22 protein-coding genes are annotated in these 25,543 nt (G+C 62.3%); 14 read left to right on the top strand and 8 right to left on the bottom strand.

Features of this window, described 5'->3' with window-relative positions; translation table 11 throughout:
• Genes ACF8O7_RS13490 through ACF8O7_RS13470 form a run of 5 tightly spaced genes read left to right on the top strand, consistent with a single transcriptional unit; the run spans position 1 to position 6,642 of the window.
• Complete coding sequence (locus ACF8O7_RS13490) at positions 1-1,149, top strand: flagellar basal body P-ring protein FlgI (protein WP_016449310.1); 1,149 nt, start codon at positions 1-3, stop codon at positions 1,147-1,149.
• Positions 1,146-2,126: a flagellar assembly peptidoglycan hydrolase FlgJ gene (flgJ, locus tag ACF8O7_RS13485; RefSeq protein ID WP_016449309.1), complete on the top strand. Its 981-nt coding sequence runs from the start codon at positions 1,146-1,148 to the stop codon at positions 2,124-2,126. The genes ACF8O7_RS13490 and flgJ overlap by 4 nt, the downstream gene beginning before the upstream one ends.
• A 14-nt stretch (positions 2,127-2,140) precedes the next feature.
• Positions 2,141-4,105: a flagellar hook-associated protein FlgK gene (gene flgK / locus ACF8O7_RS13480; protein WP_034366512.1), complete on the top strand. Its 1,965-nt coding sequence runs from the start codon at positions 2,141-2,143 to the stop codon at positions 4,103-4,105.
• Between the two features lie 23 nt (positions 4,106-4,128).
• Positions 4,129-5,328 (top strand): flagellar hook-associated protein FlgL, encoded by a 1,200-nt coding sequence (gene flgL / locus ACF8O7_RS13475; protein ID WP_016454332.1) that lies wholly within the window; start codon positions 4,129-4,131, stop codon positions 5,326-5,328.
• Positions 5,329-5,349: 21 nt separating this feature from the next.
• Positions 5,350-6,642 (top strand): HDOD domain-containing protein, encoded by a 1,293-nt coding sequence (locus tag ACF8O7_RS13470; protein WP_016449306.1) that lies wholly within the window; start codon positions 5,350-5,352, stop codon positions 6,640-6,642.
• A 156-nt stretch (positions 6,643-6,798) separates the two neighbouring features.
• Here ACF8O7_RS13470 and ACF8O7_RS13465 read toward each other — a convergent pair whose 3' ends face one another.
• From ACF8O7_RS13465 to ACF8O7_RS13440, 6 genes are all read right to left on the bottom strand, one after another.
• Positions 6,799-7,098, bottom strand: a complete 300-nt coding sequence (locus ACF8O7_RS13465; RefSeq protein WP_016449305.1) for a flagellar protein FliT — start codon at positions 7,096-7,098, stop codon at positions 6,799-6,801.
• 2 nt (positions 7,099-7,100) lie between these two features.
• Positions 7,101-7,514, bottom strand: coding sequence for a flagellar export chaperone FliS (gene fliS, locus ACF8O7_RS13460; RefSeq protein ID WP_016454333.1), 414 nt, complete (start codon positions 7,512-7,514; stop codon positions 7,101-7,103).
• Positions 7,515-7,618: 104 nt separating this feature from the next.
• Positions 7,619-9,040, bottom strand: coding sequence for a flagellar filament capping protein FliD (fliD, locus tag ACF8O7_RS13455; RefSeq protein ID WP_016454334.1), 1,422 nt, complete (start codon positions 9,038-9,040; stop codon positions 7,619-7,621).
• A gap of 181 nt (positions 9,041-9,221) precedes the next feature.
• Positions 9,222-10,094, bottom strand: a complete 873-nt coding sequence (locus ACF8O7_RS13450; protein ID WP_017404687.1) for a flagellin domain-containing protein — start codon at positions 10,092-10,094, stop codon at positions 9,222-9,224.
• Between the two features lie 288 nt (positions 10,095-10,382).
• Positions 10,383-11,234 carry a flagellin domain-containing protein gene (locus ACF8O7_RS13445; RefSeq protein WP_017404688.1) on the bottom strand — a complete coding sequence of 284 codons (852 nt, stop codon included), beginning with the start codon at positions 11,232-11,234 and terminating at the stop codon, positions 10,383-10,385.
• Positions 11,235-11,482: 248 nt separating this feature from the next.
• Positions 11,483-14,278, bottom strand: a complete 2,796-nt coding sequence (locus ACF8O7_RS13440; protein WP_392443526.1) for a tetratricopeptide repeat protein — start codon at positions 14,276-14,278, stop codon at positions 11,483-11,485.
• A 370-nt stretch (positions 14,279-14,648) separates the two neighbouring features.
• On the opposite strand from ACF8O7_RS13440, the gene ACF8O7_RS13435 reads away from it, so the two are divergent.
• The 9 genes from ACF8O7_RS13435 to ACF8O7_RS13395 all read left to right on the top strand — a co-directional run bounded on the left by ACF8O7_RS13435 (position 14,649) and on the right by ACF8O7_RS13395 (position 22,470).
• Positions 14,649-14,873: an acyl carrier protein gene (locus ACF8O7_RS13435; RefSeq protein ID WP_097204381.1), complete on the top strand. Its 225-nt coding sequence runs from the start codon at positions 14,649-14,651 to the stop codon at positions 14,871-14,873.
• Between the two features lie 5 nt (positions 14,874-14,878).
• Entirely contained in the window at positions 14,879-15,916 is a 1,038-nt protein-coding gene (locus tag ACF8O7_RS13430) for a ketoacyl-ACP synthase III (RefSeq protein ID WP_392443524.1), read from the top strand.
• Positions 15,913-16,671 (top strand): SDR family NAD(P)-dependent oxidoreductase, encoded by a 759-nt coding sequence (locus ACF8O7_RS13425; protein WP_392443521.1) that lies wholly within the window; start codon positions 15,913-15,915, stop codon positions 16,669-16,671. Before ACF8O7_RS13430 ends, ACF8O7_RS13425 begins: the two co-directional genes overlap by 4 nt.
• Before the next feature lie 9 nt (positions 16,672-16,680).
• A complete protein-coding gene (locus ACF8O7_RS13420) occupies positions 16,681-17,283 on the top strand; it encodes an SDR family oxidoreductase (RefSeq protein ID WP_392443519.1) in 603 nt (200 codons plus the stop codon).
• Between the two features lie 9 nt (positions 17,284-17,292).
• Positions 17,293-17,964, top strand: coding sequence for an acetyltransferase (locus ACF8O7_RS13415; RefSeq protein ID WP_392443516.1), 672 nt, complete (start codon positions 17,293-17,295; stop codon positions 17,962-17,964).
• A gap of 4 nt (positions 17,965-17,968) precedes the next feature.
• A complete protein-coding gene (locus tag ACF8O7_RS13410) occupies positions 17,969-19,186 on the top strand; it encodes an SRPBCC family protein (RefSeq protein WP_392443513.1) in 1,218 nt (405 codons plus the stop codon).
• Complete coding sequence (locus ACF8O7_RS13405) at positions 19,176-19,796, top strand: UDP-3-O-(3-hydroxymyristoyl)glucosamine N-acyltransferase (RefSeq protein ID WP_392443511.1); 621 nt, start codon at positions 19,176-19,178, stop codon at positions 19,794-19,796. Before ACF8O7_RS13410 ends, ACF8O7_RS13405 begins: the two co-directional genes overlap by 11 nt.
• A 102-nt stretch (positions 19,797-19,898) precedes the next feature.
• Positions 19,899-21,152, top strand: coding sequence for a hypothetical protein (locus ACF8O7_RS13400; protein WP_392443510.1), 1,254 nt, complete (start codon positions 19,899-19,901; stop codon positions 21,150-21,152).
• A gap of 16 nt (positions 21,153-21,168) precedes the next feature.
• Positions 21,169-22,470: a cytidylyltransferase domain-containing protein gene (locus tag ACF8O7_RS13395; RefSeq protein ID WP_230357294.1), complete on the top strand. Its 1,302-nt coding sequence runs from the start codon at positions 21,169-21,171 to the stop codon at positions 22,468-22,470.
• Positions 22,471-22,476: 6 nt separating this feature from the next.
• Here the strand turns inward: ACF8O7_RS13395 and ACF8O7_RS13390 are convergent, their stop codons facing one another.
• Positions 22,477-23,634 (bottom strand): DegT/DnrJ/EryC1/StrS aminotransferase family protein, encoded by a 1,158-nt coding sequence (locus ACF8O7_RS13390; protein WP_230357296.1) that lies wholly within the window; start codon positions 23,632-23,634, stop codon positions 22,477-22,479.
• A complete protein-coding gene (locus ACF8O7_RS13385; protein ID WP_392443508.1) occupies positions 23,631-25,292 on the bottom strand; it encodes a glycosyltransferase in 1,662 nt (553 codons plus the stop codon). The genes ACF8O7_RS13390 and ACF8O7_RS13385 overlap by 4 nt, the downstream gene beginning before the upstream one ends.
• Positions 25,293-25,543 lie beyond the last annotated feature (251 nt).

Raw genomic sequence — 25,543 nt, 5'->3', positions numbered from 1 at the left:
ATGAAAGTACTGTCCATGCTCCTGACATTGCGCCAAGCGCAGCGCCCGTTCTGGGTTGCAGCCGCCCTCGGCGCCAGCATGCTGACCCTGCCGGCGCATGCAACACGCATCAAGGAGGTCGCTGCCATCCAGGGCGTGCGCAGCAACCAGTTGACCGGCTACGGTCTGGTGGTCGGCCTCGACGGCACGGGCGACCAGACCACCCAGATGCCCTACACCAAGCAGGCCCTGGCCAACTACCTGGAGCAGATGGGCATCTCGCTGCCCGCCACAGGCAACGCGGGCCAGCTGCAGCTCAAGAACGTGGCGGCCGTGATCGTCACCGCCGAGCTGCCGGCCTTTGCCCAGCCAGGCCAGACCATCGACGTGGTCGTCTCCTCCGTGGGCAATGCCAAGTCGCTCAAGGGCGGCACCCTGGTGACCACGCCGCTGCGCGGTGCCGACGGCGAGATCTACGCGCTGGCCCAGGGCAACCTCGTGGTCGGCGGCGCCGGCGCCTCGGCCGGCGGCTCCAAGGTACAGATCAACCACCTGAGCGCGGGCCGCGTGCCGCAGGGCGCCCAGGTCGAACGCGCCGTTCCCACCCCGATCAACGAAGGCGACAGCATCACGCTGGGCCTGAACGCCACCGATTTCCAGACCGCCGACAAGGTGGTGCGCGCCATCAACCAGCGCATGGGCCAGGGCGTGGCGCAGGCGCTGGACGGGCGCACCGTGCGCGTATCCGCGCCCCAGGACCCGGGATCGCGCGTGCGCATGATTGCCGAGATCCAGGAGATGCCGATCGAGACCTCCAAGCCCTCGGCCAAGGTCGTGATCAACGCACGCACGGGCTCCATCGTGCTCAACCAGGCCGTGACCCTGGGCCCCTGCGCCATCGCCCACGGCAACCTGGCCATCACCATCAGCACCACGCCGGTGATCAGCCAGCCCGGCGCCTTCTCGCAGGGCCAGACCGTGGTGGCCCAGAAGTCCGACATCCAGATCAAGCAGGAGCCCGGCAACATCATCAACATGCCCGGCTCCCCGCAGCTCACCGACGTGGTGCGCGCACTCAACACGCTGGGCGCCACGCCCCAGGACCTGCTGGCCATCCTGCAGGCCATCAAGGCCGCAGGCGCTCTCAACGCCGAACTGGAGGTGATATGAGCATCGCACTTCCCAATGGATCGCAGACTGCGGCCAGCAATGCGCTGGCGGCCGACGCCCGGTCCCTCAACGCACTCAAGTTCGCGGCCGGCGAGAACAGCCCGCAGGCCGCGAAGGAAACCGCCAAACAGCTGGAATCGCTGTTCATGCGCGAGATGATCAAGAGCATGCGCGAGGCGACCATGAAGTCCGGCCTGCTCGACAGCGCACAGGGCAACCTCAGCACCGACATGCTGGACCAGCAGCTGTCGGTGGCCATGTCGGGCCAGCCCGGCGGACTGTCGGATGCCATCACGCGCCAGCTGGCCCGCACCATGGGCTCGGAAGCCGCCGAGGATGCCGAGATCTCCGTGCCCTCCACGCTGAGCATGAGCCGCATCGCCTGGCGCAGCACGGCCACCAATGCCAATGGCGCCGCCGGCGGCACCGCTGCCATCGGCGCCTGGAGCGGCAGCCGCAGCAGCGCGGCCCAGTCCGTCAACGCCTACGCACCCGCGCCCAAGGGCCGCGACAACTTCGTGGCCCACCATGGCGACGCTGCGGCGCGCGTGGCGCAGGAAAGCGGCATTCCGGCCGCCTTCATGCTGGGCCAGGCCGGCCACGAGACCGGCTGGGGCAAGAGCGAGATCAAGAACGCCGATGGCAGCAATGCCCACAACCTCTTCGGCATCAAGGCCGGCAAGGGCTGGACGGGCAAGGTCGCCGAGGTCACGACCACCGAATACATCGACGGCGTGGCGCGCAAGGTCACGGCCAAGTTCCGCGCCTACGGCTCCTACGAGGAGTCCTTCCGCGACTATGCGCGGCTGATCACCAGCAATCCGCGCTACGAGAAAGCCATGGGCAAGACCGACTCGGCCCTGGCCTATGCGACCGAGCTGCAGAAAGCCGGCTACGCCACCGATCCCGAATACGCCAGCAAGCTCAGCCGCGCCATCCAGAGCGCCGTGCAGAGCGCGGCACGCGCACAAGCCTAAACCGAGAACACGCCATGAGCCTTTTGAACGTCGGATCCCGCGCCCTGATGGCGAATCAGATCGCCCTGCAGACCACCGGCCACAACATCGCCAACGTCAACACGGCCGGCTACTCGCGCCAGAGCGTGGCCTTCCAGACCTCGCCGGGCCAGAACATGGGCAGCGGCTACATCGGCAATGGCGTGGATGTGAACACCATCCTGCGCAACTTCAACGAGTTGCTGAACCGCCAGGCGGCCACGGCCAGCGCCGTGTCGGCGGCCGATTCGGCGCGCGCCACCTCGCTGGCGCAGATGCAGGAAGTGTTCAGCGGCGGCAAGACCGGCCTGGGCGCGGCCATCACGGACATGATGAATTCGTTCGGCGATGTGGCCGGCGCGCCCACCGACCCGTCGGCACGCCAGGTGGCGCTCACGCGCATGAACGAGCTGGCGGCGCGCTTTCGCTCGGCATCGGCCCAGCTCGACGAGCTGGACTACAGCGCCAAGCAGCAGATGGGCAACGATGTGACCGTGGTCAACAGCCTGGCTGGCCAGGTGGCCACGCTCAATGCGCAGATCAGCCGCTCCATCGCCTCGGGCCAGACGCCCAACGACCTGCTGGACCAGCGCGACCAGCTGGTGCGCAATATCAACAAGTATGTGCAGACCAGCCAGATCCCCGCGGACGACGGCACCATCAGCCTGTTCGTGGGCGGCAGCCAGCCGCTGGTGCTGGGCTCCAGTTCGGCCCAGCTCACGCTCAAGGAGGCCACGGAGTTTCCGGGCAGCGGCAAGATGGCCCTGTACTTCCAGCAGCCCGGCGGCCAGAGCGTGGAGCTGACGCCCTCCATGCTGGGTGGCGGCGAGATCGCCGGCCTGCTGCAGTTCCAGGGCAGCGACCTGACCGAGGGCCGCAACCTGCTGGGCCGCATGGCACTGGCCATCGGCGACACGCTGAACCAGCAAAACAACCTCGGCCTGACGCTGTCGGGACAAAGCGGCAGCAATCTGTTCAAGCTGTCCATGGTCAGCAACGGCTCGACCACGGGCGCCCAGTGGACAGGTGCCACCACGCCGACAACCACGGTGGTCGATGCCAGCCAGCTCAAGGCCTCCGACTACCAGGTCGTCTTCGGCAGCACGGCCCCAGCGGGCAAGGTCATCCGCCTGTCCGACGGCAAGGTCACGGACTTCACCGACATGGCCGACCTGAGCTCCAAGGAGATCGACGGCCTGCGCTTCGACCTCAAGGCCGAAGGCGTGCAGGGCAACTCCATCCTGTTCCGCCCCATGGCGGCAGGCGCCCACGACATCCAGGCCGCCGTGCACTCGCCCAACGACCTGGCCGTGGCCAACCCCGTGGCCGCCAGCATCAAGTCCCTGGGCGACGCCACCCTGCAGATGGGCGGCATCCAGGTCAGCGCGGGCTTCGACCTGTCGACCTTTGCCGGCGCCGAGGTGTCGTTCAGCAAGAACGCTGCCGGACAGCTGGAGTACACCATCACCCCGGCACCGGCAGGCGGCATCCCGGCCACGGGCCTGTACACCTCCGGCCAGGCCATCCAGCTGGCGCCGGGCCTGCAGGTCAAGATCACCGGCACGCCCGCCATCAACGGAACCAACAGCGACAAGGTCACGCTGGGCAAGGCCACCGATCCGCAATACGGCACGGCCTACCAGCGCGATGCCGGCAATGCCAGCTCCTTCCTGGCGCTGCGCGACAGCAAGCTCTTCGATGGCTCGACCACGCTGAGCGACGGCTTTTCCACCGCCATGGCCCAGGTGGGCACCCGCACACAGAGCGCGCAGTACGCGGCCAAGCTGTCCGAGACCATCGCCAAGAACCTGGAAGCGGACCGCACGGCCGTCTCGGGCGTGAACCTCGACGAAGAGGCCGCCAAGCTGCTGCAGTACCAGCAGTCCTACCAGGCCTCAGCCAAGATGCTGCAGGTCGCGCAAAGCATTTTCGACAGCGTTCTGCAGACCGTGGGCCGCTGATCACAGGACAGGAGCATTCCACCATGAGCATCTCCCGCATTGGCACGGCCAACATGTACGAAAGCACCATCAACAACCTGAACTCGCGCAACACGAGTCTGGTGGACCTGATGGAAAAGACCACTTCCGGCAAGCGCGTGGTGCGCGCCAGCGACGACCCCGTGGCCGCCGCCCAGGCCGAGCGCGCGCTCACGCGCATCTCCCGCTCGGAAAACGACCAGCGTGTGCTGGGCCTGCAGCGCGATGTGATGGCCCAGGGCGAATCCAAGCTGGGCACCGCCCACGACGCGCTCAAGGACTTCCGCGACCTGATCCTGCAGTCCGGCAATGGCTCCTATGACCAGAAGGCGCGCGATGCGCTGGTGCAGCAGCTCGAAAGCATACGCAACCAGGTGCTGAGCTACGCCAATGCCAAGGACTCCAACGGCCTGCCCATCTTCCGCGGACTGGGCAGCAAGGAAGACCCTCTCACCAACGGCAACCCCGGCACCAATTCCCAGCTGCAACCGGGCCAGGCCACGGGCAGCGAAAACGGCCTGCCGCTGGCGCTGGACGGCTTTGCGACCTGGATGAACGTGCCCACGGGCAACGGCGTGTTCGCCGTGACGCGCCAGTCGCCCACGGGCAGCTCGGCCTATGCCGACCTGGGCACGGTGTCGGACCCCAGCGCCATCACGGGCGCCAGCTACACCCTGAATTTCACCAAGGACGCCACGACGGGCGCCCTGAGCTACACCGTCACCTCCGGTGGCACGACCGGCCCGGCCGTTCCCTACACGGCCGGAGACACCATCACCGTGGGCGGCATGTCGATGAAGATCTCGGGCAACCTGGCCACGGGCGACAGCTTCACGCTGGGCCCCAGCCAGCGCACCGACCTGTTCAGCGTGCTGGACAACGTGATCGCGGGCGTGAAGAACGGCGCCACCGATGCCGGCGCCATGCAGCAGGCGCTGGGCCGCGGCCTCAACGAACTCGACGCCGGCATGAGCCGCGTCCAGGCCATGCGCAGCTTCGCCGGCGACCAGCTCAACCGCGCCGACCGCCTCGAAGACGACATGAAGAACCAGGCGGACCAGCAGGAAGCAGCGCGCTCGCGGGCCGAAGACATCGATATGATCAAGGCCCTCTCCGATGTGGACATGCAGAAGGTGGGCATGCAGGCGGCCTTGCAGTCCTACGCCTCGATCCAGAAACTGTCACTGTTCAACTTCATCAACTGATAACCGCCCGCGCATGCATCCATGGTCCAGTCCGTCCTGAGCTCTCTGACCCTCGGCTATAGGCCGCTCTGGAACCAGGCCCGCCGTCTGGCGGGCGTGCAGCTTTATCTTCACGAGGAGCCCGGCGTCCAGGCCGACGTGGCCCACCTGCTGCGCATACTGCGCGAGACCTGGGGCACGCAGTCGCCGCCGGTGCTGCTGTCGCCCCAATCCCGCCAGGTGCTGTGCGACCTGCTGGAGAACGCCTCCAAGGGAAGCCCCTGGATCGAGGTGCGCGGCGACTGGCTGCAGGACTCCGCCATCTATGACCTGGTGCGCCAGGCCCATGCGCGCGGCCTGATGCTGGTCTGGCGCGGCCCGCTGTCCGACGTGCCCGACGCCCAGGCCGCCCACTGGTTTGCCAGCAGCCTGCTGCATCTGCCGCCCGAAGGCGCCTCGGGCATGCCCAATCAGACCGTGCTTGCGCTGCAGCAGGCCGCGCAGGCCGCCGAAGCGCCGACCAAGCTCCAGGCCCTCAAGCAGGCCGCCAGGCCCGCCCCCACCCTGCCCCCCCTGCAGCTGCTGGGCGGCCAGATGTATGAAGGGCTGGAAAGCCTGGCCCTGGCCGATCTGTGCCTGGACAGCTTCCATGCGGGCGCCATCGCCGGCTGGCCCGTGGCCGATGCATTGCATGCCCAGCGCCATCACCCCGCCCTGCCCAGCCGCGACACCGTGCTTGCGCTGATGCGTGCCGTCGATGCCGAGCAATCGCTGGAAGCCTTCGAGCAGATCCTGGGCGAGGACCCCATCCTGGCCTATCGCTTCATGCTCTACACCAACTCCGCGGCCCTGGGCCTGCGGGGCAATGTGGACTCGCTGCGCCGCGGCCTGGTGATGCTGGGCTACGGCACGCTGCAGCGCTGGCTGTCGGACCAGCTGCCCCACGCCTGCACCGAGCCCAGCCTGATACCCGTGCGCACCGCCATCCGGCTGCGCGCCAGCCTGACCGAACGCCTGATCGAAGCCGGCATCAGCCACGACCTGCAGCGCGAGGTCTATCTGCTGGGCCTGTTCTCGCAGCTGGACCAATTGCTGGGCGAGCCCCTGCCCACCGTGCTGCGCCGCGTACCGCTGTCCGAACGCGTCTTCGACGCGGCCGTGACGCGCACCGGCCCCTACGCGCCGGCCCTGATGATGGCCATTGCGCTGGAATCCGACGATCCCGCACCGATTCGCCAGCTGCGCGAAGACAACGACTTCGAGATCGAGGACGTCAACCGCAACCTGCTGCGCATGCTCAGCGAACTGCAGGTGCAGCCCGCGCCGGCGGCCTGATCGATATACGGCGACCCACAGCGGCCGAACCTGCGGCCTGATCTGCAGCCGCTGCCATCCGCAGATTCCGCCCATGAAAAAACCGCCTGGATCTCAGGCGGTTTTTTCATGTCCGGCAGGAAGCTGCAGATGCAGCTGCCGCCGTCAGGCCATGGCTCAATGCATGGCGTGGGGCTGACCGTCGAACATGTGCTCGAACTGTGCCAGCCAGGGCTCGGCCAGCGTGCGGATCTGGGCATCGTTGCGCAGGATGCGCTGCATGATGCGGGCCTTCTCCTTGCGTTGCTCAGGCGCCAGCGGCTCGTCATGGGACTTGAGCCGCAGCTGCTCGATCAGCACGGCACAGGTGCCTTCGTAGCGCGTCACTCCCTCCCAATCCTTGTTCTGTGCGGCCTGCAGCATCTTGGCGCTGCTGTCTTCTATGGCCCGGTAAAAGTCAATCAATGTCAACTCCATTTCTAGGTCCCGGCAACGGCTGGCGTGTTGGCGATATCACGCCAACCATTGGCAATCGGAGCCAACACGTCCTGCGCGCTTTGCAGCAGCGCTGCGTCGTTGCGCAGATTGGCCAGCGTCAGCTGGGTGATGCTGTAGTCGTAGACGGAAATCAGGTTCTGGGCCAGCTCGCCGCCTTCATCGGGATTGACGGAGGCCTTCAGGCCTTCCTCCAGAATGCGCACGGCCTTGCCGATCTGCACACCCTTCTCGCCGATGTCGCCACGCTGCAAGGCTCCCTTGGCCGCGTTCAGCGCTTTCTCAAGCGCGTCGAACAGCAGCTGGATCAGTTGATGGGGCGATGCGCCGTCCACGGAGGACTGGACGCCGACCTGGGCATAGGCACTTGCAGCACGACGGTTGAGCGATGTGTACATGTTCGTTTCCTTGATGTCTTGTTCTTCGGCTGCAATGCCCGAAAATTTAGAGGCACCGGGCATTGGTTACAGAAAACAGGACCGCCGCTCCGCATGGCTCCTGTCTATTTATTCCACTGGGAAACCTGCTGGTTCATGTAGGCACTCAGCGCCGAATAGCCGCTCATCTTCTTGTCCAGCGAAGCGTACTGCTCACGCAGGCGCTTTTCCAGCGAATCGGCCTGGTCATTGATCCGGTCCTGGGACTTGCCGTTGCTCTTCTTGAGTTCCTGCAGGCTCTTGCTCTTGGTGTCGAAGGTGCCATCGAATTCCAGCGCCTTGCGCGTGAAATCCTTCATGCGCGCGGCCAGGCCCTGCGTATCAGGCTGCCCGTCCGTTCCCACGGCGGCAAACATCTTGCTCATGGACTCGGGGTCCTTCAGCGCTGCGTCCAGCTTGGTCTTGTCGCTGGCTGTCGTACCGTAGGCGAGCTTGCCGCCCTTTTGGATCTGAATGCCCATGTCCGACAGGCGCTTGAGCGTGTCCGCTGCGCCAGCAACCGTACCCGAGACCACGCTGCGCAGGCTGTTGGTCATGCCCACCGTGGTGGAGTCGCCCTGCAGCACGCCGGCGGCCTTGCTTTCGGCGTCGTACTTGGTCGAGCTGGCCAACGCGTCATTGAGCGCGTTGTAGGCATCCATGAAGGCCTGGATCTTCTTCTTCATGCCCTCAGTGTCCGAGGACACCGTCACCGTCACCGGGGTGGCGGCCGCCGTCACCTGGTTCACGGTGATGTTCAGGCCAGGCACGGTCTGCTTGAACTCGTTGGTGGTCGACTGCACCGTGATGCCATTGACATTGATCTCGGCATTCTGGGCGTACTGCGCCACGGAGCTCGTGGTTGCCTTGCCGTTGAAGGCCAGGGCCGACAGGCTGGCATCGCCACTGGCACCGACCGTGAAGCCGGCATCGGCACCCGTGGCACGCGAGCGCAGCACCAGGCGTTCACCCTGGGCATCCTTGAGCACCGACGCCACCACGCCCGTGCCCTTGCTATTGATGGCCTGGACCACGTCTTCCAGCTTGGCACCGGCCGCGATATCGATCTCCACGGGAGTGCCGGGATTGCTGAACTGGTCGCCAGTCTTGTCCCAGCTGCCCATGGTGATGGTGAGCTTGCCAGCCCCGAACTGGGTGGACGCCGGCATGACAGCGGTCGCAACAGACTGGCTGCGCGCCAGATCCGTCACCGAGATCACCGAAGATCCGGGCAGAGCATTGGCGTCCGTCACCGTGGCAGTCACGGCCGTATTGGTCGTGGTGGCATTGGTCAGGCGCCATGTATCGGCATCGGCCAGCGAAGTGGCCGCGTCCTGAAGCGTGGACATCAGGGACTTGATCTGCCCGAACGTGGATATCTTGGAATCCAGAACAGACGCTTTTTGCTGAAGCGGAACCAGTGACTGCCTTTGCAGGGCCACCAGTTTGGCGATCATCGTCTCGTCCAGGCCGCTGCCGCTGATGCCAGCTGAGCTCAAGGTGGCCATGACCATCCCTTTCTAAGTGCAGAACACCTCCGCGCCACAGCGCAGAACGCGTCCTTGCGAACACGCACACCAAATGCCCGAAGGCATTCCCCGGTATCTTATCGACCGGTTTCTCCCGAACCTGAGGCTTTTTTTGGCTACGCCCTGCGCAGCCAGGCTCAAAAGCCCCGCAGGCTCCCTCTTACTGGATCAGCTTGAGCACCGACTGGGGCAGCTGGTTGGCCTGGGCCACCATCGCTGTACCAGCCTGCTGCAGGATCTGCGTGCGGCTCAGGTTCGCGGTTTCAGCGGCAAAGTCGGCATCCATGATGCGCGAGCGTGCGGATGCGGTGTTCTCTGCTGCCACCTGCAGGTTGGAGATCACGGCCTCGAAGCGGTTCTGTGCGGCACCGAAGGTGGCGCGTGTGTTGTTGACCAGATCCAGTGCCGTATCGATGGCGGCCATGGACAGGCGAGCATCGGCAGCCGAGCTGCCTGCACCGATGAGGGACCCCAGCGAGCCACCGAGCGTAGGAGGCGTTCCTGCCGTGATATCCAGACCGCCGGGCGTAGAGCCCGTCAGGTTCACGGCCATGATCGTGATCTGGTTGTCGGCGCCGGTATTGGCACCCACCTGGAACACGGTGGCATTGTTGTTGTCCAGCAGCTGGCGGCCGTTGAAGCTGGTGCTGCCGACGATACGGGCGATTTCCTGCGCCAGCTGCTGGAACTCCTTGTCCAGCGAACCACGGTCCGTCGTGCCGTTGGTGTCGTTGGCGGCCTGCACGGCCAGCTCACGCATCCGCTGCAGGTTGTCGCTGAGCTTGCCCAGTGCGCCTTCGGCCGTCTGCGCCATGGAAATGCCGTCATTGGCATTGCGCATGGCCACATTCATGCCTCGCACCTGGGCGTTCATGCGCTCGGCAATGGCCAAGCCTGCCGCGTCGTCCTTTGCACTGTTGACACGCAGGCCCGAAGACAGGCGCTGCATGGTGGTGCTCAGCGACGACTGGGACGTGTTGAGATTGCGCTGGGCGTTAAGCGAAACAAGATTGGTGTTGATGATGGATGCCATGGGGCAGCTCCTCGTTAGGCATGAACAATGGCCAACCGTTCGACGACCCCAAGCCGCCAGAACGCCAGAAAGCACGCCAGGACTTCCAGCTCTGCCTATCTGATGCCAACGATTGTGCGGAAAAGCCCTTGCGCCAAAGCGCCGATAAAGCCCATGATCGGACGCCAATTCACCTTTCGAACACCCTCTTCACCCACTCTTTCGCCCATAAAAAAACCCCAGGCAGATGCCTGGGGCCTGGAGAATTCCGGCCGCCTTCTGCTTGGAAAGGCCGCCGGACTCGCACTATCAGCGCAGCAGGGCCAGAACGCCCTGGGGCAGTTGGTTGGCCTGGGCCACCATCGCCGTGCCAGCTTGCTGCAGGATCTGCGAGCGGCTCAGGTTGGCGGTTTCCGAAGCGAAGTCGGCATCCATGATGCGGCTGCGGGCAGAAGCGGTGTTCTCAGCTGCCACTTGCAGGTTCGAGACCACGGCCTCGAAGCGGTTCTGGGTGGCACCCAGCACGGCGCGCTCGGAGTTGACCGTATCCAGAGCCGTGTCCAGGTTGCTGATCACGGTAGCCAGGGCAGTAGCGTCCAGAGCCGTGGTGGCGTTGGAGCCGATCGAGGCGCTGGTGATGCCGGTGATGTCGGTGTTCGTACCCAGATTGCTCGTGGTGACGGTGATCGAGTCGTTGGCCGAAGTGTTGGCGCCCACTTGGAAGTTGATGGCGCCAGCATCGGTGCTCAGGATCTTCTTGCCGTTGAAATCAGCGCCCTTGATCACGCGGTCGATTTCCTTGCCCAGCTCGACGAATTCCTTGTTCAGCGAAACTTGGTCCTTGGCGCCGTTGGTGCCGTTACGGGCCTGCACAGCCAGTTCACGCATACGCTGCAGAGCGTCGGTCACCTTGGACAGGGCGCCTTCAGCGGTCTGGGCCATCGACACGCCGTCGTTGGCGTTGCGCACTGCCACGTTCATGCCGCGGACCTGGGCATTCATGCGTTCTGCGATGGCCAGGCCGGCTGCGTCATCCTTGGCGCTGTTGACGCGCAGGCCGGAGGACAGGCGCTGCATGGTGGTGGACAGCGAGCTTTGCGAAGTAGCCAGGTTGCGCTGGGCGTTCAGCGATTGCACGTTGGTGTTGATAGACATGGCCATGGTGACAACTCCTAGTAAAGTCAGTTACGTCGCCGCCACGGTGCCCTCGCTTATCGCAAGGCGGGCGGCGGCGGCCCAATCCGACCATCGGCCGCTTTCACATCGAATTACGCGGCTTTTGGTGGGCTCAGGACTTTTTGTCCCTCTGCTGAGTTGGTTTTCGGAGCTGCCCCGGCGAACTTTAGGGGGACTTCACAAGATTTTTTGCACTGCGCGGCATGGCCATCCGCGCGGTGCATGGTTCGCTGTTACAAAACGGGGGCCACAGGAGCGGCCAGACCCAGATCCTCATAGGAGACACGCAGATCCACAGGCTCCTGTCCCTGGCACCAGCGGGCCCAGGCCTGGCGCATCCCCATCGCCACCGAGCGCGCCACGATATCCGCCTGTTGCGGCTCCAGGTCCTGCAGGCGTGCGCGCAGCCCCTGGCGTATCTGCTGCAGCTGCGGCAAATGTGCCTGCCAGTACGCAGCCTGGTCTAGCAGTTGCGCCAGGTCCCGTGCTGCAAAGCCCTGGTCCAGGCCGACACGAGCCATCACTTCGGCCGACTGCCGCCCCGCCAGCAGTTCCCCCATCATCGTCAGCGTGGGCACGCCCATCCACAGGGCGTGGTTGGTGACCACTCCGCCGGTGAAGGGCAGAGTATCAAGGCAGATATCTATGTCATGGTGCGCCTGCAGATAGTGCTCGAATCCCATCTGCTCCACAAAATCGACGCGCTGCGCGGCCACGCCCTCCTCGGCCAGCCAGTCGCGCAGGTGCTGCGGAGGACCGGAACGGGGGCAGGCCGCGATCTTCAGCCTCGCCGTGGGCAGGGCGCGCAGCACCTCACCCCAGACAGCAACCACCTGGCGGTTGATCTTGGACAGGCGGTTGAAGGAGCCGAACGTCAGATGGCCGTTGCGCAGCGCCGGCAGTGGCGCCACGGCCTCCTGGTGGATGCCGCCGTCGAAGACGTAGGCCAAAGGAACACGCATCAGCCGTTCGGTCAGCTGGGTCTTGAGCAGTTCGTCCTCCAGGATCAGGTCGCTGAGCACGATGTAGTCCATGCTTTCCAGGCCTGTGCTGCCCGGGTTGCCTATCCAGGTCATCTGCAGCGGCGCGGGCTTTGCGGCAAACAGATCCAGCCGGTGACCACGCGTATGGCCACTGAGATCGATCAGGATATCGATGCCGTCGGCCCGAACCAGGTTGGACAGCGACTGCACATTCATGTCCTTGATGCCGCGCCACAGCTGGAACAGGCCCTGGAATTCCTTGGTGACCTCATCGTGAATTTCGTTGTTGCAATAGGCAACGCACACCAGGTCGCCATGCCGGGACAGCTCGCGCATCACCGGCAGGAAGAACTTGGCCGCCGCATGCGCGCGAAGATCACCGGACACGAAGCCCACACGCAATGTCTTGCCGCGGTCACGGGCATTGTCATGCCCGGTCCCTTGCTGCCCCGCGGAGTGGCACCGCATGAGCGCGCCATATTCGCGGTTGGCCCGGCCCACCGAGGCTGCACTGGCCTCAGGAGAATGGATCATGGCGAACAGGCGCGCGCTGTAGGCGGGCTCGTAGTCCGGGTGCAGCCTCACCAGTTCATCCAGCTGTTGCATGTGGCGCGCGGCGTCACCGCAGCGGTCCCAGTAGGCGGCACGCTGGAACATCAGCTCCCGGTCACCGGGCAAGCGCTCCAGCGCGACCGTCAGCGCCTGGTCGAGCCGGGGCAGATCACGGGTTTCAAGCAGTACGTGGCAACGGATTATCTGTGCGCGAGCGCTATCAGGCTGAATGCGCAGCGCTTCTTCAAGCAGTTCCAACGCTTGATCCCACTTCTTCTGGGCGAACAGCGTGAAGGCCGTTTCGCAGAGAAGCACCGCATTGTCGGGACGCAATTGCAGCGCCTTGCGCAAGCAGGTTTCGGCTTCCCCCAGTCGGCCGCCGGCACACAGCAGCAACGCCAGATGCAGCAGCAGCTCCAGGCTGCCGGGATCGAGCTGCAGCGCCATGCGATAGGCAGTTTCCGCCTGCAGCTCCCAGCCAGCCTCGCCCAGCACATGGGCGCTGGCCAGGCACAAACGCAGGTCCTCGGGCCGCTGCTGCATGAGCAGCACCAGGAACTGCGCACATTCCTGCAGCCGTCCGGTTTTCTGCAGCGCGGCCGTCAGCCGCGACAGTGTGTCCACATCCTCCGGGTCGAGCAGCAGCGCATTCACATAGCAGGGCAGGCTGTCCTCGATACAGCCCTGGGCGCACAGCGCATCGCCCAGATGCGAGAAGGCCTGGGTCCAATGCGGCCGCAGCGCCAACGCAGCGCGCATCGCACGCTCGGCCTCGGCTGCGTGGCCTGCCTGCAGGCAGATGCCGCCCAGGTTGAACTGCACCTCGGCATCGCGCGGCAGCAGAACGGCTGCCTGGCGCGCTGCCTGCAGGGCCGCCTCGATGCGGCCGTTCGCATGATCGGCCGCCGCCTTGAACTTCCAGACCAAGCCGCTCTTGGGATATTGGCGCACCAGCGAACCCGCCAGCTGGCTGACCTCGGCATGCTCGCGCTGGGCAAACAGCTGCCCCAGCAGCCGCAGCTGCGCCTCGGGCACCCGACCACGGCCATCGCCAGCAACCGGCGCCGCCTCGGGCTGCGCCGGCCCCAGTGGCCAGCGCGCGGCCTGCACCTCCAGGAACGCAGCTGCCTGCGCGCCCTGCACCAGGGCCACATCCTTTTCCAGCTGTTCCAGCGCAATCTCCTGCATGCCGTTGGCCCGTGCCACGTCGATCAGCGAGATGGCCATGTCCAGCAGCCCCTCGCGGATCAGCATGTGGATGTACAGGCGCCAGTAGCCAAAATCCGCAGGCCGCACGCCGATGGCTGCCTCCAGATAGGGCAGTGCCTCGGCACTGCGCAGCTGGTGCAGACCCAGCAGCTGGGCCATGCCGTGCAGCGCCTCGGCATGGGCAGGCTCCTGCTCCAGCACCTTTTCATAGGCCTGGCGAGCCTGCTCGAACTGCCACTGTTCATGCAACTGGCGGGCCTGCTGCAAATGCTCGTTCGTATTCATCTTGGTCATCAAGGTTGCGGGCAAGCGCCCCACCACAGGCCCGGCGCCCAGGCCGACACCCGCACAAATACCGCCATCGTGCAGGCAAGCCGACGAACACGGCCCCTGGATAAGCGGGAGCAAACCGCATTTCTTTCACTTTTATCAAGTGGCCCGGTCACCGCCTGCTACAAAACAGGAAGCACCCCAGGGAGCCATATGCCATCATCCCCCGGGGTCCGCCAGGACAGCATCGCCCCACGCAGCATCGGAACAGGACTCGCTTTTGCCCACAGTTCCAGCCTTCCGGCGCAGAGGCGCTCTGCGAAAATTCATCGAAGCGTTTGCCCTCATAGGCAGGCGCCCAGCCTATTTTTCAGGAACCCATCCCATGCCCTCCATTGACCAATTCATCGAAAGCTTTCTGACCGCCGTGGACTTCCAGGAGGCCGTGGAAGTGACGCCCGAGACCGAGCTCAAGAGCCTGCCCGAGTGGGACTCGCTGGCGGCGCTGGGCGTGATCGTCATGTTCGATGTCGAGTTTGGCAAGACCATCACCGGCGACGACATCAAGAACTGCGTTACCGTCAACGACCTCTACAAGCTCCTGGGCTGAACACCATGGCGCTGTCCACCCTGCACAACGTCCGCTTTGCGGGCATGGCCAGTTGCGTTCCCAAGCGGGTCATCTCCAACCTGGAGGACTGCCCCCCTTCGCAGCGCACCGAGCGCGAGCGGCTGGTTCGCAACATCGGCATCCAGACCCGCCGCATCTGCCCGGAATGGCAATGCTTCTCGGACCTGGCCTTTGTGGCTGCGGAGAAGCTGCTGGAAGAACTGCAGTGGCAGCGCGAGGAGATCGATGCGCTGATCGTCGTCACGCAATCGCCCGACTATCCCATTCCCGCCACGGCCATCATTCTTCAGGATCGCCTGGGCCTGTCGCACGGCACCATCGCCTTTGATGTGAATCTCGGCTGCTCAGGCTACCCCTTCGGTCTGCACCTGCTGGGGAGCATGATCTCGGCAGGCGGCGTGAAGAAAGGCCTGTTGCTGGTGGGCGACCGGTCTGCGACCGTTAAGGACCCCCTTTTCTCGGACGCGGGCACGGCCACGGCGCTGGAATTCGATGCCAGCGCCGCCCCGATGCACTTCGACCTCAACAGCGACGGCAGCGGCTACAAGGCCATCATGCTGCCGGCTGGCGGCCACCGCGAGCCCTATGGCGTGCAGCATCTGATTCCCACCCGCGACGAGCATGGCTATCTGCGCACGCCGGCAGACCTGATCCTCGACGGACCGGCCGTGCTGAGCTTTTCCACCCAGCGCGTGCCGCCAGCCGTGGAGCGCCTGCTGGAATACTCCCAGGTGGCCAAGGACGATATCGACTACTTCGTCTTCCATCAGGCCAACCGGATGATCAACGAGACCATCCGCAAGAAGCTGGGCCTGCCTGTCGAGAAGGTGCCCTCCACGCTGCACGACCTGGGCAACACCAGCGGAGCGTCCCTGCCCGTCACCATGACCGCCCGGCTCAACGCGCAACTGCAGGGGCAGCGCAACAGGCTGCTGCTCGGTGGCTTCGGCATAGGCCTTTCCTGGGGCACGGCCATCGTGGATATAGACCAGGCCCGCTTCCCCGCACTGATCGAAGCATGACCGGCTACGTCTACCCCTTCTCTCTGGAAGGAAGGCACATACTCGTGACCGGTGCCAGCTCCGGCATCGGTCGCGAGATCGCCCTGCAATGCGCCCGCATGGGCGCCCAGGTGTCCATCACGGCGCGCAATGCCGAGCGCCTGCAGGACACCCTGGCCGAGTTGGGCGAAAAGGGCCAGGATGGACTGGTCGCCGACCTGGCTAGCGAATCCGATCTGGATCGACTGGTGCAGGCCGTGCAACCGCTGCATGGACTGGTCCATGCAGCGGGCATATCCCAATTGGTGCCGTTCCGAATGGCACGGGCCAAACACCTGAACGACACATTCAACAGCAATACGCTGGCCCCCCTGCTGCTGACGCAAAAACTGGTGGCAGGGCGCAAGCTGTTGCCGCAGGCATCCATCGTCTTCATCGCCGCCGTGGCCTCGCATGCGGGCCCCGTCGCAAGTGCCGCCTATGCGGCCAGCAAGTCCGCGCTGCTGGGGGCCTCCCGCTCCATCGCAGAGGATCTCTCCAGGCACGGCATCCGCGTCAACTGCATCGCCCCCGGCTATGTGCAAACGCCCATGCTGGAGGCCCTGGGCCAGGGCGGCGCCAATTTGCACGAGCGCACCCAATGGGCGCCCCTGGGCCTGGGCCAACCTGAGGATATCGCCCACGCAACCACGTTCCATCTCAGCGATGCCAGCCGTTCAATCAACCGCGGGTATTTCATGGTGGACGGTGGCATCTCCATTTCCATGGGCCTCTAACTGCATACCATGAACTCTGCCCATGCTCCTGCGCTGCCCCGCAGCGCCTCGCACCCCTTCTCACTGGAAGGCAAGGCCATACTCCTGGTCGGCGCCGATACGCCCACGGGCCGGCAGGCGGCCGACACGCTCGCCCACAGGGGGGCGCAGGTGATCGAGCAGTCGGCGTTCATCCCCGTGAAGACGGCGCTCGACGGATTTCTATACTGCACGGCCTCGGCGCAGACACCGATGGGCCTGGCAGACATCACGGAAAACCTCCTGCAGCAGTTCATCGCCAGCCGCCTTGCGGCGCCCGTTCTTGCGATCCGCCAGCTGATGGAAGACGGACTGCTGCGTGAAGGGGCCTCCATCGTCCTGGAGAAGATCAGCTTCGCCAACGCTGGGGATCACCGCTTCGTGAGCTTGGAAGGTGGCCTGGGCTCCCTGACTGCCAGTCTGGCGCTGGAATGCGCTGCGCGCGGCATCCGCGTCAACGCCATCACCACCAAGGCCTTTGCCGAGGCGCATGACAGGGAGGACTTCGCCCATGCGGCCGTCTATCTGCTGTCCCCTGCGAGCCGCTGGGTCACCGGCAGCGACCTGGTCATCACCGGGCAGGCCACCAGATAAGACGATTGAATGTACGAAGAACGCATGAAGAAAGTTTGGATCATCGGCGCCGGCGGTTGGGGACGCGAGGTCGTCTTCCTCGTCCGGGGCCAGCCGGCCTCCGACCGGCAGTGGGTACTGCAAGGCTTCCTCGACAGCCGGCCCCACATGCTGGACAACTATGACAATCAGGGCCTCGCCATTCATGGCGACCCGCTGGCACACAGGCCGCAGGACGATGAACTATTCGTCTGTGCACAGGGCTCTGCCGCCATGCGTCAGAAATATGCCGAGACCCTGCTTGCCAAAGGCGCGCAGTTCATCAGCATCATTCCACCGGGCACCTATGTACCGGACAGCGTGCGCATAGATACAGGGTGCATTTTCTCGCCCAATGTGCAAATCAGCCCCGATGCCCATATCGGCCCCTTCACCAACATCCATTCGCTCACCGTGCTGGGCCATGACGTGCAGACCGGCAGCTATTGCCAGATCGGCGCCATGGCGTTCCTGGGCGGCGGCGTGCAACTGGGCGACTTGGTCACCGTCCATCCCCATGCCACCATCCTGCCGGGCATACGCATAGGCGACGGGGCAAGCGTCGGAGCCGGCGCAGTCGTGGTCAAGGATGTTCCAGCGGGCGCCACCGTTTTCGGCAACCCGGCACGCGTGATCTTCCACGCGCCATCCGGACAGGAGTGAACAGATGCGTTCACGGATGCACCCAAGCTACTACCTGTCTGCCGACATCTTCGAACGCGAACAGCAAAAGCTCTTTCGCAAGCTCTGGTTGTTCGCGGGCCTCAAGACCCTGCTGCCGGAAAACAACTGCTTCATCACGCGCAAGATCGCCGGCATTCCTGTCGTCATCCAGAATTTCCAGGGTGAGTTGCACGCCTTCGAAAACGTGTGCCTGCACCGCAGTTCCCCCTTGCAGTCGGAGCCCGTGGGTCGCCGGCCACTGGTGTGCCAATACCATGCCTGGAAATACGACGCCGCAGGACAGGTCAGCAATATTCCCCATTGCGATGCGCTCTACCAGTTCAGCAAACCGCAGAAAAATTCCCTGAAGCTGCGTGAATTCGCCTTGCGCGCGGTCGGCAACCTGCTGTTCGTCAATCTGAGCGATGACCCGCTGCCACTGGAGGAGCAGTTCTCGGCGCAGTTCCTGGCCTCGCTGGAAAGCAGCTCCAGTGCCTATGACAGCGAAGTCATGGTGACGACCTGGCAATGCCGCTTCAACTGGAAGCTGGTCCAGGAAAATCTACGCGACAACAACCATGTCGCTTTCCTGCACCCCCGCACGCTGGCCCCGTTCGTGAGCTTTCTGCCAGCGGTTGATCCGGCCTGCGCCGCAGAAACGCAAGAACCCCTGACCGATATCAGCACGGCGGGCCTGCGCCAGGAGATGCGTTATTTCAGCTATGGGGGCCCGGAAGGAACACCATCCGAATACCAGTCCTTAGGCTGGCACGCCAATGTCGAGCGCTGGCAGCCCAATACGGAATCCGCAGATGCTCAGTTCGTGGATGGAAGAGTGCACAACCAGCCAGTGGTTGGCGAACGCCAGCAGGATGCCTATTTCAACTGGCTGGCCTTCCCGAACTTGCACATCGCCAGCGGCAACGGCGGTAACTCCTTCGTCATTGAACACTACATTCCAGTTGCCCCGGACCGCACCGACGTGGAGATCTATCGTTTCACGGCACGCAAAAAGCGGCCCAACCCAGCGTCTACCCAAATACTTTTGTCCGAGATGCATCACAGCAGGCTGATTCTCGGCGAGGACTTCGGCATGCTGGAGAAAGTGCAATCCGTCTTGCATTCGCAAGCCCCCGTGCCAACACAAGGCATCTACGAAACAACCAACCGGCTCATCGAACGCTGGTACACCACCTTGCTGGAGACGGAACATGGCCTGTAGGTGGATCATCGGCGCCGGCGCTGCCTTGGAAAGGGCGCATGAATCCTGGTGCCGTTCCTTTCCAGATTCAAAAATCGAAAAGATTCCCCTCGTCCAGAATGCACAGTATGAATTCGATCTTGAACCACTGAATGCCATAAGGCCCGGCGAGGGTTCAGCCTTCGTGGCGTTCGACGAGCGTTTCGGCAACTTCAAGCGTGTGGAACTGATGCAGGCTGCCATGGAGCGCGGCTTCAAGCTTGCCTCCTTCGTCAGCCCCCGCGCCATGGTAGCCGGCGGCGTACGCATCGGCCCCAACGCCTTCGTGGGCGATGGCGCCATCGTCGGCCATGGCAGCCGCATCGACTACAACAGCGTCCTGCTGCCCGGAGCGTGCCTGGGAAGCGGCGTGCATGTGCGTGCTTCCTGCTGGCTGGAGTCCGCCGTCGTCGTCGGTGATGGCGCACAGATAGGCGCGCACAGCATCCTGCGCAGCGGTGCCCTGGTGGCCGCTGGCGTGCAGGTAGGCCGCGGCTGTGAACTGGGCTGGTCCCGGCGCTATGACAAGGACATCGCAGCCAAGACGGTGTATGACCCGCGCTATGACGCCCCCATCCTTGTTTATGGGTGAGGTCAGGCTCAAAAGTTTTAGTGCGACAAGATCTCAGTTTTTCTTATTCGCTCCTATCAAATTAGCTTCAGCTCGAATCCACTTATTATCCCCAGCATCACCATGGCTATAATCACTGGTAATCTTGAACGAATTCTACTGAAATACCCAGAAATTGACCTGACCAAGGTTCGCCTCATCGGCTGGGGAGCCGGCCAATACTTTCATTATCAATACCCACTCATCAAAGATCGTCTACAGCTCGCGTATACCGTCTGCCCCAATCCCAAAAATCATGGAAAAACCATAATGGGACTGGAAGTACGTTCTCCAGAATCTCTACACCAAGAATGCAAAGAAAATACTATCGTTGTAATATTTGCAGAACGCTACTTCGACATTATGCACGCGTTGAGAGATCGGTTCAACGATCTCCGCAGTGTTAACGCCTGCACACTAGAAGTAAACGATGGCGCCTTGCTTACAGAAATGGATGATTTTCGAAATTTGAATATCACCCCCATACAAAGAAAGTGGAAATCGAGGGCGCGTTTTGGGATTTTTATTCAAGGCATGGCCATGGCACATACTCCTTATGTACTTGCTTGGAATCGCATGCACCATCCACATGCCTATCAGTGTATGGTTACTTGGGATCACCTAGATCCAGCACTACTGGAAAGATGCCGCGCGTGGGTTGACAAGCTTATACTTGTTCCTCAACCCGAAAATACAGGAATTCTATTTCTTAATACAGCTTTGCGCTCTGCACGCATAGGCGTTGAACATCTAGCGGAGCAAGGCATTGAATTTTCTGTGCGTTGCCGAAGTGACAATATTTTAGCAGGCTCACTTAACGAAGTGGTTGAGCGTCATTTTTCCCGAGAAAGAAATCATGGAAAAATTGCAATATCCATTCATAGTTGGCCGCATTTGCCTTTCATGTTTAGTGAGAAAACCATGCTTGCACGGACTACGGACATGCTCAAGCTCTGGTCAATGCCCGAAGATCCCAGAAGCACAGAGCATCTCGATTATCAAGTACCAAGCAATGCGCACTTTTTAGAGTTAAAACGCGCAGTTCCAGAAGTATTACTTTGGAGTAGCTACGCAAAGTCTCTTGGTTACTCCACAGACACTCTGGAGGATTCTCATAATTTCCAACGTGCCTGCCTACTTCCTTTAGAGCCAAACTTGCGCTGGCAATCTCTAAAATTTATACCTCTATTTCATATCATAGCCCAGCGTGATCGATGGTGGAATATAGAGCAATGGGAGAAAATTTATACAGACCCAGAGAGCGCACGCGAACATGCACAAGCCTTGCAAAATCTAGACATGAGCGTTGAAGATTTCTGGCAACAGAAAGTCGGATAGAAATCCAGGAATATTTATGCCAAAAATTGTCGCATTTGTCCCCGCCAAAAGTTCCAGCGAAAGAATTAACAACAAGAATCTTACCATCCTTGATGGCGAGTATTTATTCAAACGAAAACTGCGTCAGTTGCTGGCATGTCCAATGATTGATGAGGTTTATCTAGATACCGATAGCGATGAAATTGCGGCTCTGGCCGCAGATCTTCCAATCCTTAGGCTAAAACGCCCCCATAAATTAGCCACCAACAGCACTGATGGACATGAGCTTTTCGAATGGGAATGCTCAACCGTCAATGCCGACATCTATATCCAAACTCTGTGTACTGCACCGTTTATTGATGCCTCGACAATAGAACGAGCCATAGAGCAGCTACTAAGAACACCAAAAGCAGATTCACTAGTAGCGATTACCAAGGAAAAACAATATCTCTGGGAAAACAATAACCCAATTTACCTTCAAAACGGACGAATACCAAATAGCGTAGATCTACCAACAAGCACGATTGAAGCGATGTCGCTTTATATGGTCCGTGGTTCGGAAAAACGCCCTCGCCACCGCTATGGAATAAACCCCACTTTATTTGAAATAACGCCACAAGAGGCCATTGACATTAACTGGCCAGAAGATCTATTGCTAGGAGAGACCATTGCCGCAGGAATACGAGCACAAGAAAATCTTCGCCTTAGCATGCTACGCCCACACCTGAAAACTGCCATGCTTTCAGATATCACCCGAGAATTGGGCCTGCAATGCACTCTCCCACATGAGATCTCACCACGAGGTTTACAGCGCAATCTTCTAGGAAGGGCAAAAACATTGCTACTTATTCCTGCGGATGAAAAAAATCACTGGAAAGGCATTTATAACGCACTGGAATCATATGATTTTGTTCGTCCCGGCGACATCATAGTTGTTGAGAATCGTATTCCCGAGCGGGCATATTTCGGCAATCTTAATGCATCACTTGCGATCCGTGCAGGAGCATCAGGAGCAATCATCGATGGAGTAACGCGAGATTCTGCAGAGGTTGCCAGCTTAGAATTCCCCGTTTACTCAAGAGGCCACTACTGCAGAGATATAAAATTCGACGGAACTGTGAAATCCATCAACATGCCCATAAAAATCGGTGAAGTTTCTATAAAGAACGATGACTACATCATTGCCGATCATGATGGCGCCGTCGCTATTCCACAAGAACACTGGCAGAGGGTCTTGCAATTAGCATGGGAAACAATTGAAAAAGAGAAAATAATTACAACACTCGTTGCAAAAGGAATCTCAGCAAAAAACATTTTTAAAGAAATGGGCGCCTTTTGACGAAAGTCAGAGGGAATTCTCGTTTACGTTCATGCAGATTTCCTTTATCCGCAGGCGCTGTTGGCGCGGCATGCCAACGAAAAACGGAAGCCCCAGCAGAGTCCTCGCCAGTTCTTCTGCATGAGGTGTCTCAAGCACAATGCAATGCCTGTGCAGCACACCCATATGCTGCAAAAGCGGCTGATACCACCGTCGCGTAGTAATACGGGCTTGCCGGCAGGCCTGCTCCAATCGATCGCGCGCCATCTCGCTGGGTAGCTGTGCACACAACAAGGTCGGAGCCATCAGGCAGGCCTCGCCGGCCTGGGCCTGCCACACCAGGGATCGGTTGCTGGCCAGGTTCAGGTCATGTTTCAAGCTGTCATGCAGCCTGCGGCGCTCTTCGGCATGGAGTTCCCATCGCCCGAGCATTTCCAGCGCAATGGCGGCGTGGTACTCGCTCATCTTGGCATTCGTGCCGGCATGGGCCAGCGCACCAACGGGCAGGCCCGCCTCCGGGTCGAGATTGATGCCGAAGTTGGACAGTTGACGCACCCTGGCCGCCAGCCCCGGACGTGTAGAGACAACCAGCCCGCCTTCCCCCGCTGGCAGGCTTTTGGTGGTGTGCATGCTGAAGACCAGGGTCCCCTGCGCACCCTGCAGCCACTGGCTGCCGTAGGCCGCCGCTGCGTCGACGATGACTGGCAGACCCGTGTCCTGTTCGAACTGCTGCCACGCCTGCATGTCATGCGGCATGCCGAAGGTAGCCACCGTCAGCACCGCATCAATGCGCATGCCGGCGCAGGCCGCTCGGGCAATATCGGGCGTCATCATCCAGCTGCACGGATCGACATCCGCCAGCACAGGCACCAAACCCGCGCGCAGCACGGCAGTGGCACTGGCAACGAAGGTGAATGTGGGCAGCAGCACGCGAGCGCCTGTCGGCAGCCCCAGGGCTTGCAGCACAAGCTCCAGCCCCTGCGTGGCATTGGCCACCGTGGTGACCTGTTCACCAGGCAATGCGAAGCGTTGCGCGAACTCTGCCTCCAGCTCCCGCACCAGAGGCCCGAAGTTTGAATAGTGCCGTGCCGCATGCATACGCTCCAGCCATGGCATCAGCGCCTGCGGAGAGGGCATGTCCGGCACCAGCAGAGGCACCCAGTCCGGCTCGGGATGGCGGGTCATGCAGCGGTTTCCACTTGGGCCAGCAAATGCTGGAGATCGGCTCCCACGCTCAGGGTCTGATGGTCGCCGCGCAGCCAGTTGACCCACATGAGCCGGTAGGCTTTCTCCAGCTCTGCCGTGCGCTCGGGGTAGTTCATCAGGACACTGGCCTGCAGCCGCGAACGGGCCTGGCTACGCTGCTGTGCCAGCCGTGCCGGATCCTCCATCAGGCGCAGCGCAGCCTGTACGTAACCGTCGACGTCCTTGGCGATCTCGCCACCGAAACCGATGCCCCGCAATGTGCCGGCCGTGGACGCATCCACACCACGGACCGCATCCAGTGTCACGATGGGCAATCCCATCCACAGTGCATGCAAGGTCGTGGTGCCGCCGCAAATGGGTGAGGTATCCAGCGCCACATCGGCGATATGCCCCAGTTCCATGAAGCCATCCAGCGGCTGCTGGTGCAGCACGGACACACGGTCCAGCGGCAGGCCGGCGGCCTCCACACGTGGCTGCATATGGGCCTGCGCCGCATCGGGATCCTGCTCCTTGACCATGATGATCAGGCGCGCGTCCCTGCGTTCCTGAAGGATGCGGGCCCAGACTGCCAGCATCTCGTCGGTGAGCTTGGCAGAGTTGTTGAGCGAGATCAGCGTGGGGTAGCCGTTGCGCAGCATGGGAGGGTCTTCGCACAGCGGCGAATACTCGGGCGGCGCGTAGCTGGCCATGCAGCGCAGTTGGAACAGCTTTTCCGAATAGTGGGGAGCATGGCTGGGCGGCGCTATAGCGCCATCCACCAGCCGGTAATCCATGGCCTTCATCCCCAGTGTATGCATATAGCCCAGCCAGGTCACCTGCACGGGCGCGGCGCGGCGGGCGAAGACTTCCAGGCGGTGGCCCAGGGTGAAGCCGGACAGGTCCACCAGCACATCGATGCCGTCGGCGCGGATCTGTTCGTAGAGCTGGTCGTCGGTCTGCTCGACCACATCGTGCCAGTGCGGCACCAGGGCGCGCAGCTTTGCGGTCATCGCGTCGGGGCGGCCGCTGGAGTAGACGTGGATCTCGACGTTGTCCGGGTTGTGGTGCTCCAGCACGGGCCGCATGAAGAAGGCCACCGAGTGCTGGCGGAAGTCGGCCGTGACATAGCCGACCTTGAGCTTCTTGCGCGGGTTGCGATCGCGCGGGGGAAAGGGCTTGGCGTTGCGGGTCAGCGGGTCGGCGAAGCGCCGGCCCCAGTCGCGCGCCACCTCCAGGGATTTGAGCGGGTCGCTGCTGGTGTGCGAGTGGATGTAGGCCCGCGTCATCCAGTGCGTGTTTTCGTTCTTGGCGTGGCGGCAGGCGTCGTCGATCAGGTCGCAGGCCTCCTGCCTGCGGCCCGTGCTGAACAGGGCCAGGGCCAGCAGGCGCTGGGCGTTGGGCATGCGCGGCTCGATCTCCAGCGCCATCTGCAAGGCGTCCATGGCCTGGGGCCAGATGCTCATGCGCACGTAGACAAAGCCGATGTGCAGCCAGACCTTGGAGTTGCGCGGCTCCCGGGCCACCAGCTGCGCCAGCTCCGACAGGGCTTCGAGGAACTGCGCGCGATCGACCATGGCGCGGATGCGGGTCAGCTCGCTGTCGATGCTGGGCGGCTGCGCAGGGGCTGCAAAAGCGTTGGCAAGGGGTGAAGATGGCATGGCGGTGGAGCAGAGGAAGTATCAGGCCGGCCCGCGGTCGGCACGCTTGTGCGCGCGGTGACACAAAGAATAAAACTGTGCCGACTATCCTCGCATGCGCGCCGCGCGATCCACCGTTAAGCGCCCGCCTTGCAAGATTCAAACAGGCACCGATTTGCCGGCCTTTTCAGGCTTTTGGCGCGCAGCGGCGCGTTTACACCTTCATCTCAGGGCTCTCAAGTATGGATGCCTGCGGCCGATAGCTTGACAAG

This window comes from Delftia sp. WSY_16 (assembly GCF_043104415.1).
In the GTDB taxonomy this organism is placed as follows: domain Bacteria; phylum Pseudomonadota; class Gammaproteobacteria; order Burkholderiales; family Burkholderiaceae_C; genus Comamonas; species Comamonas tsuruhatensis.
Note: the sequence above shows the minus strand (reverse complement) of the source record. Positions and strands in the feature narration are given on the sequence as shown.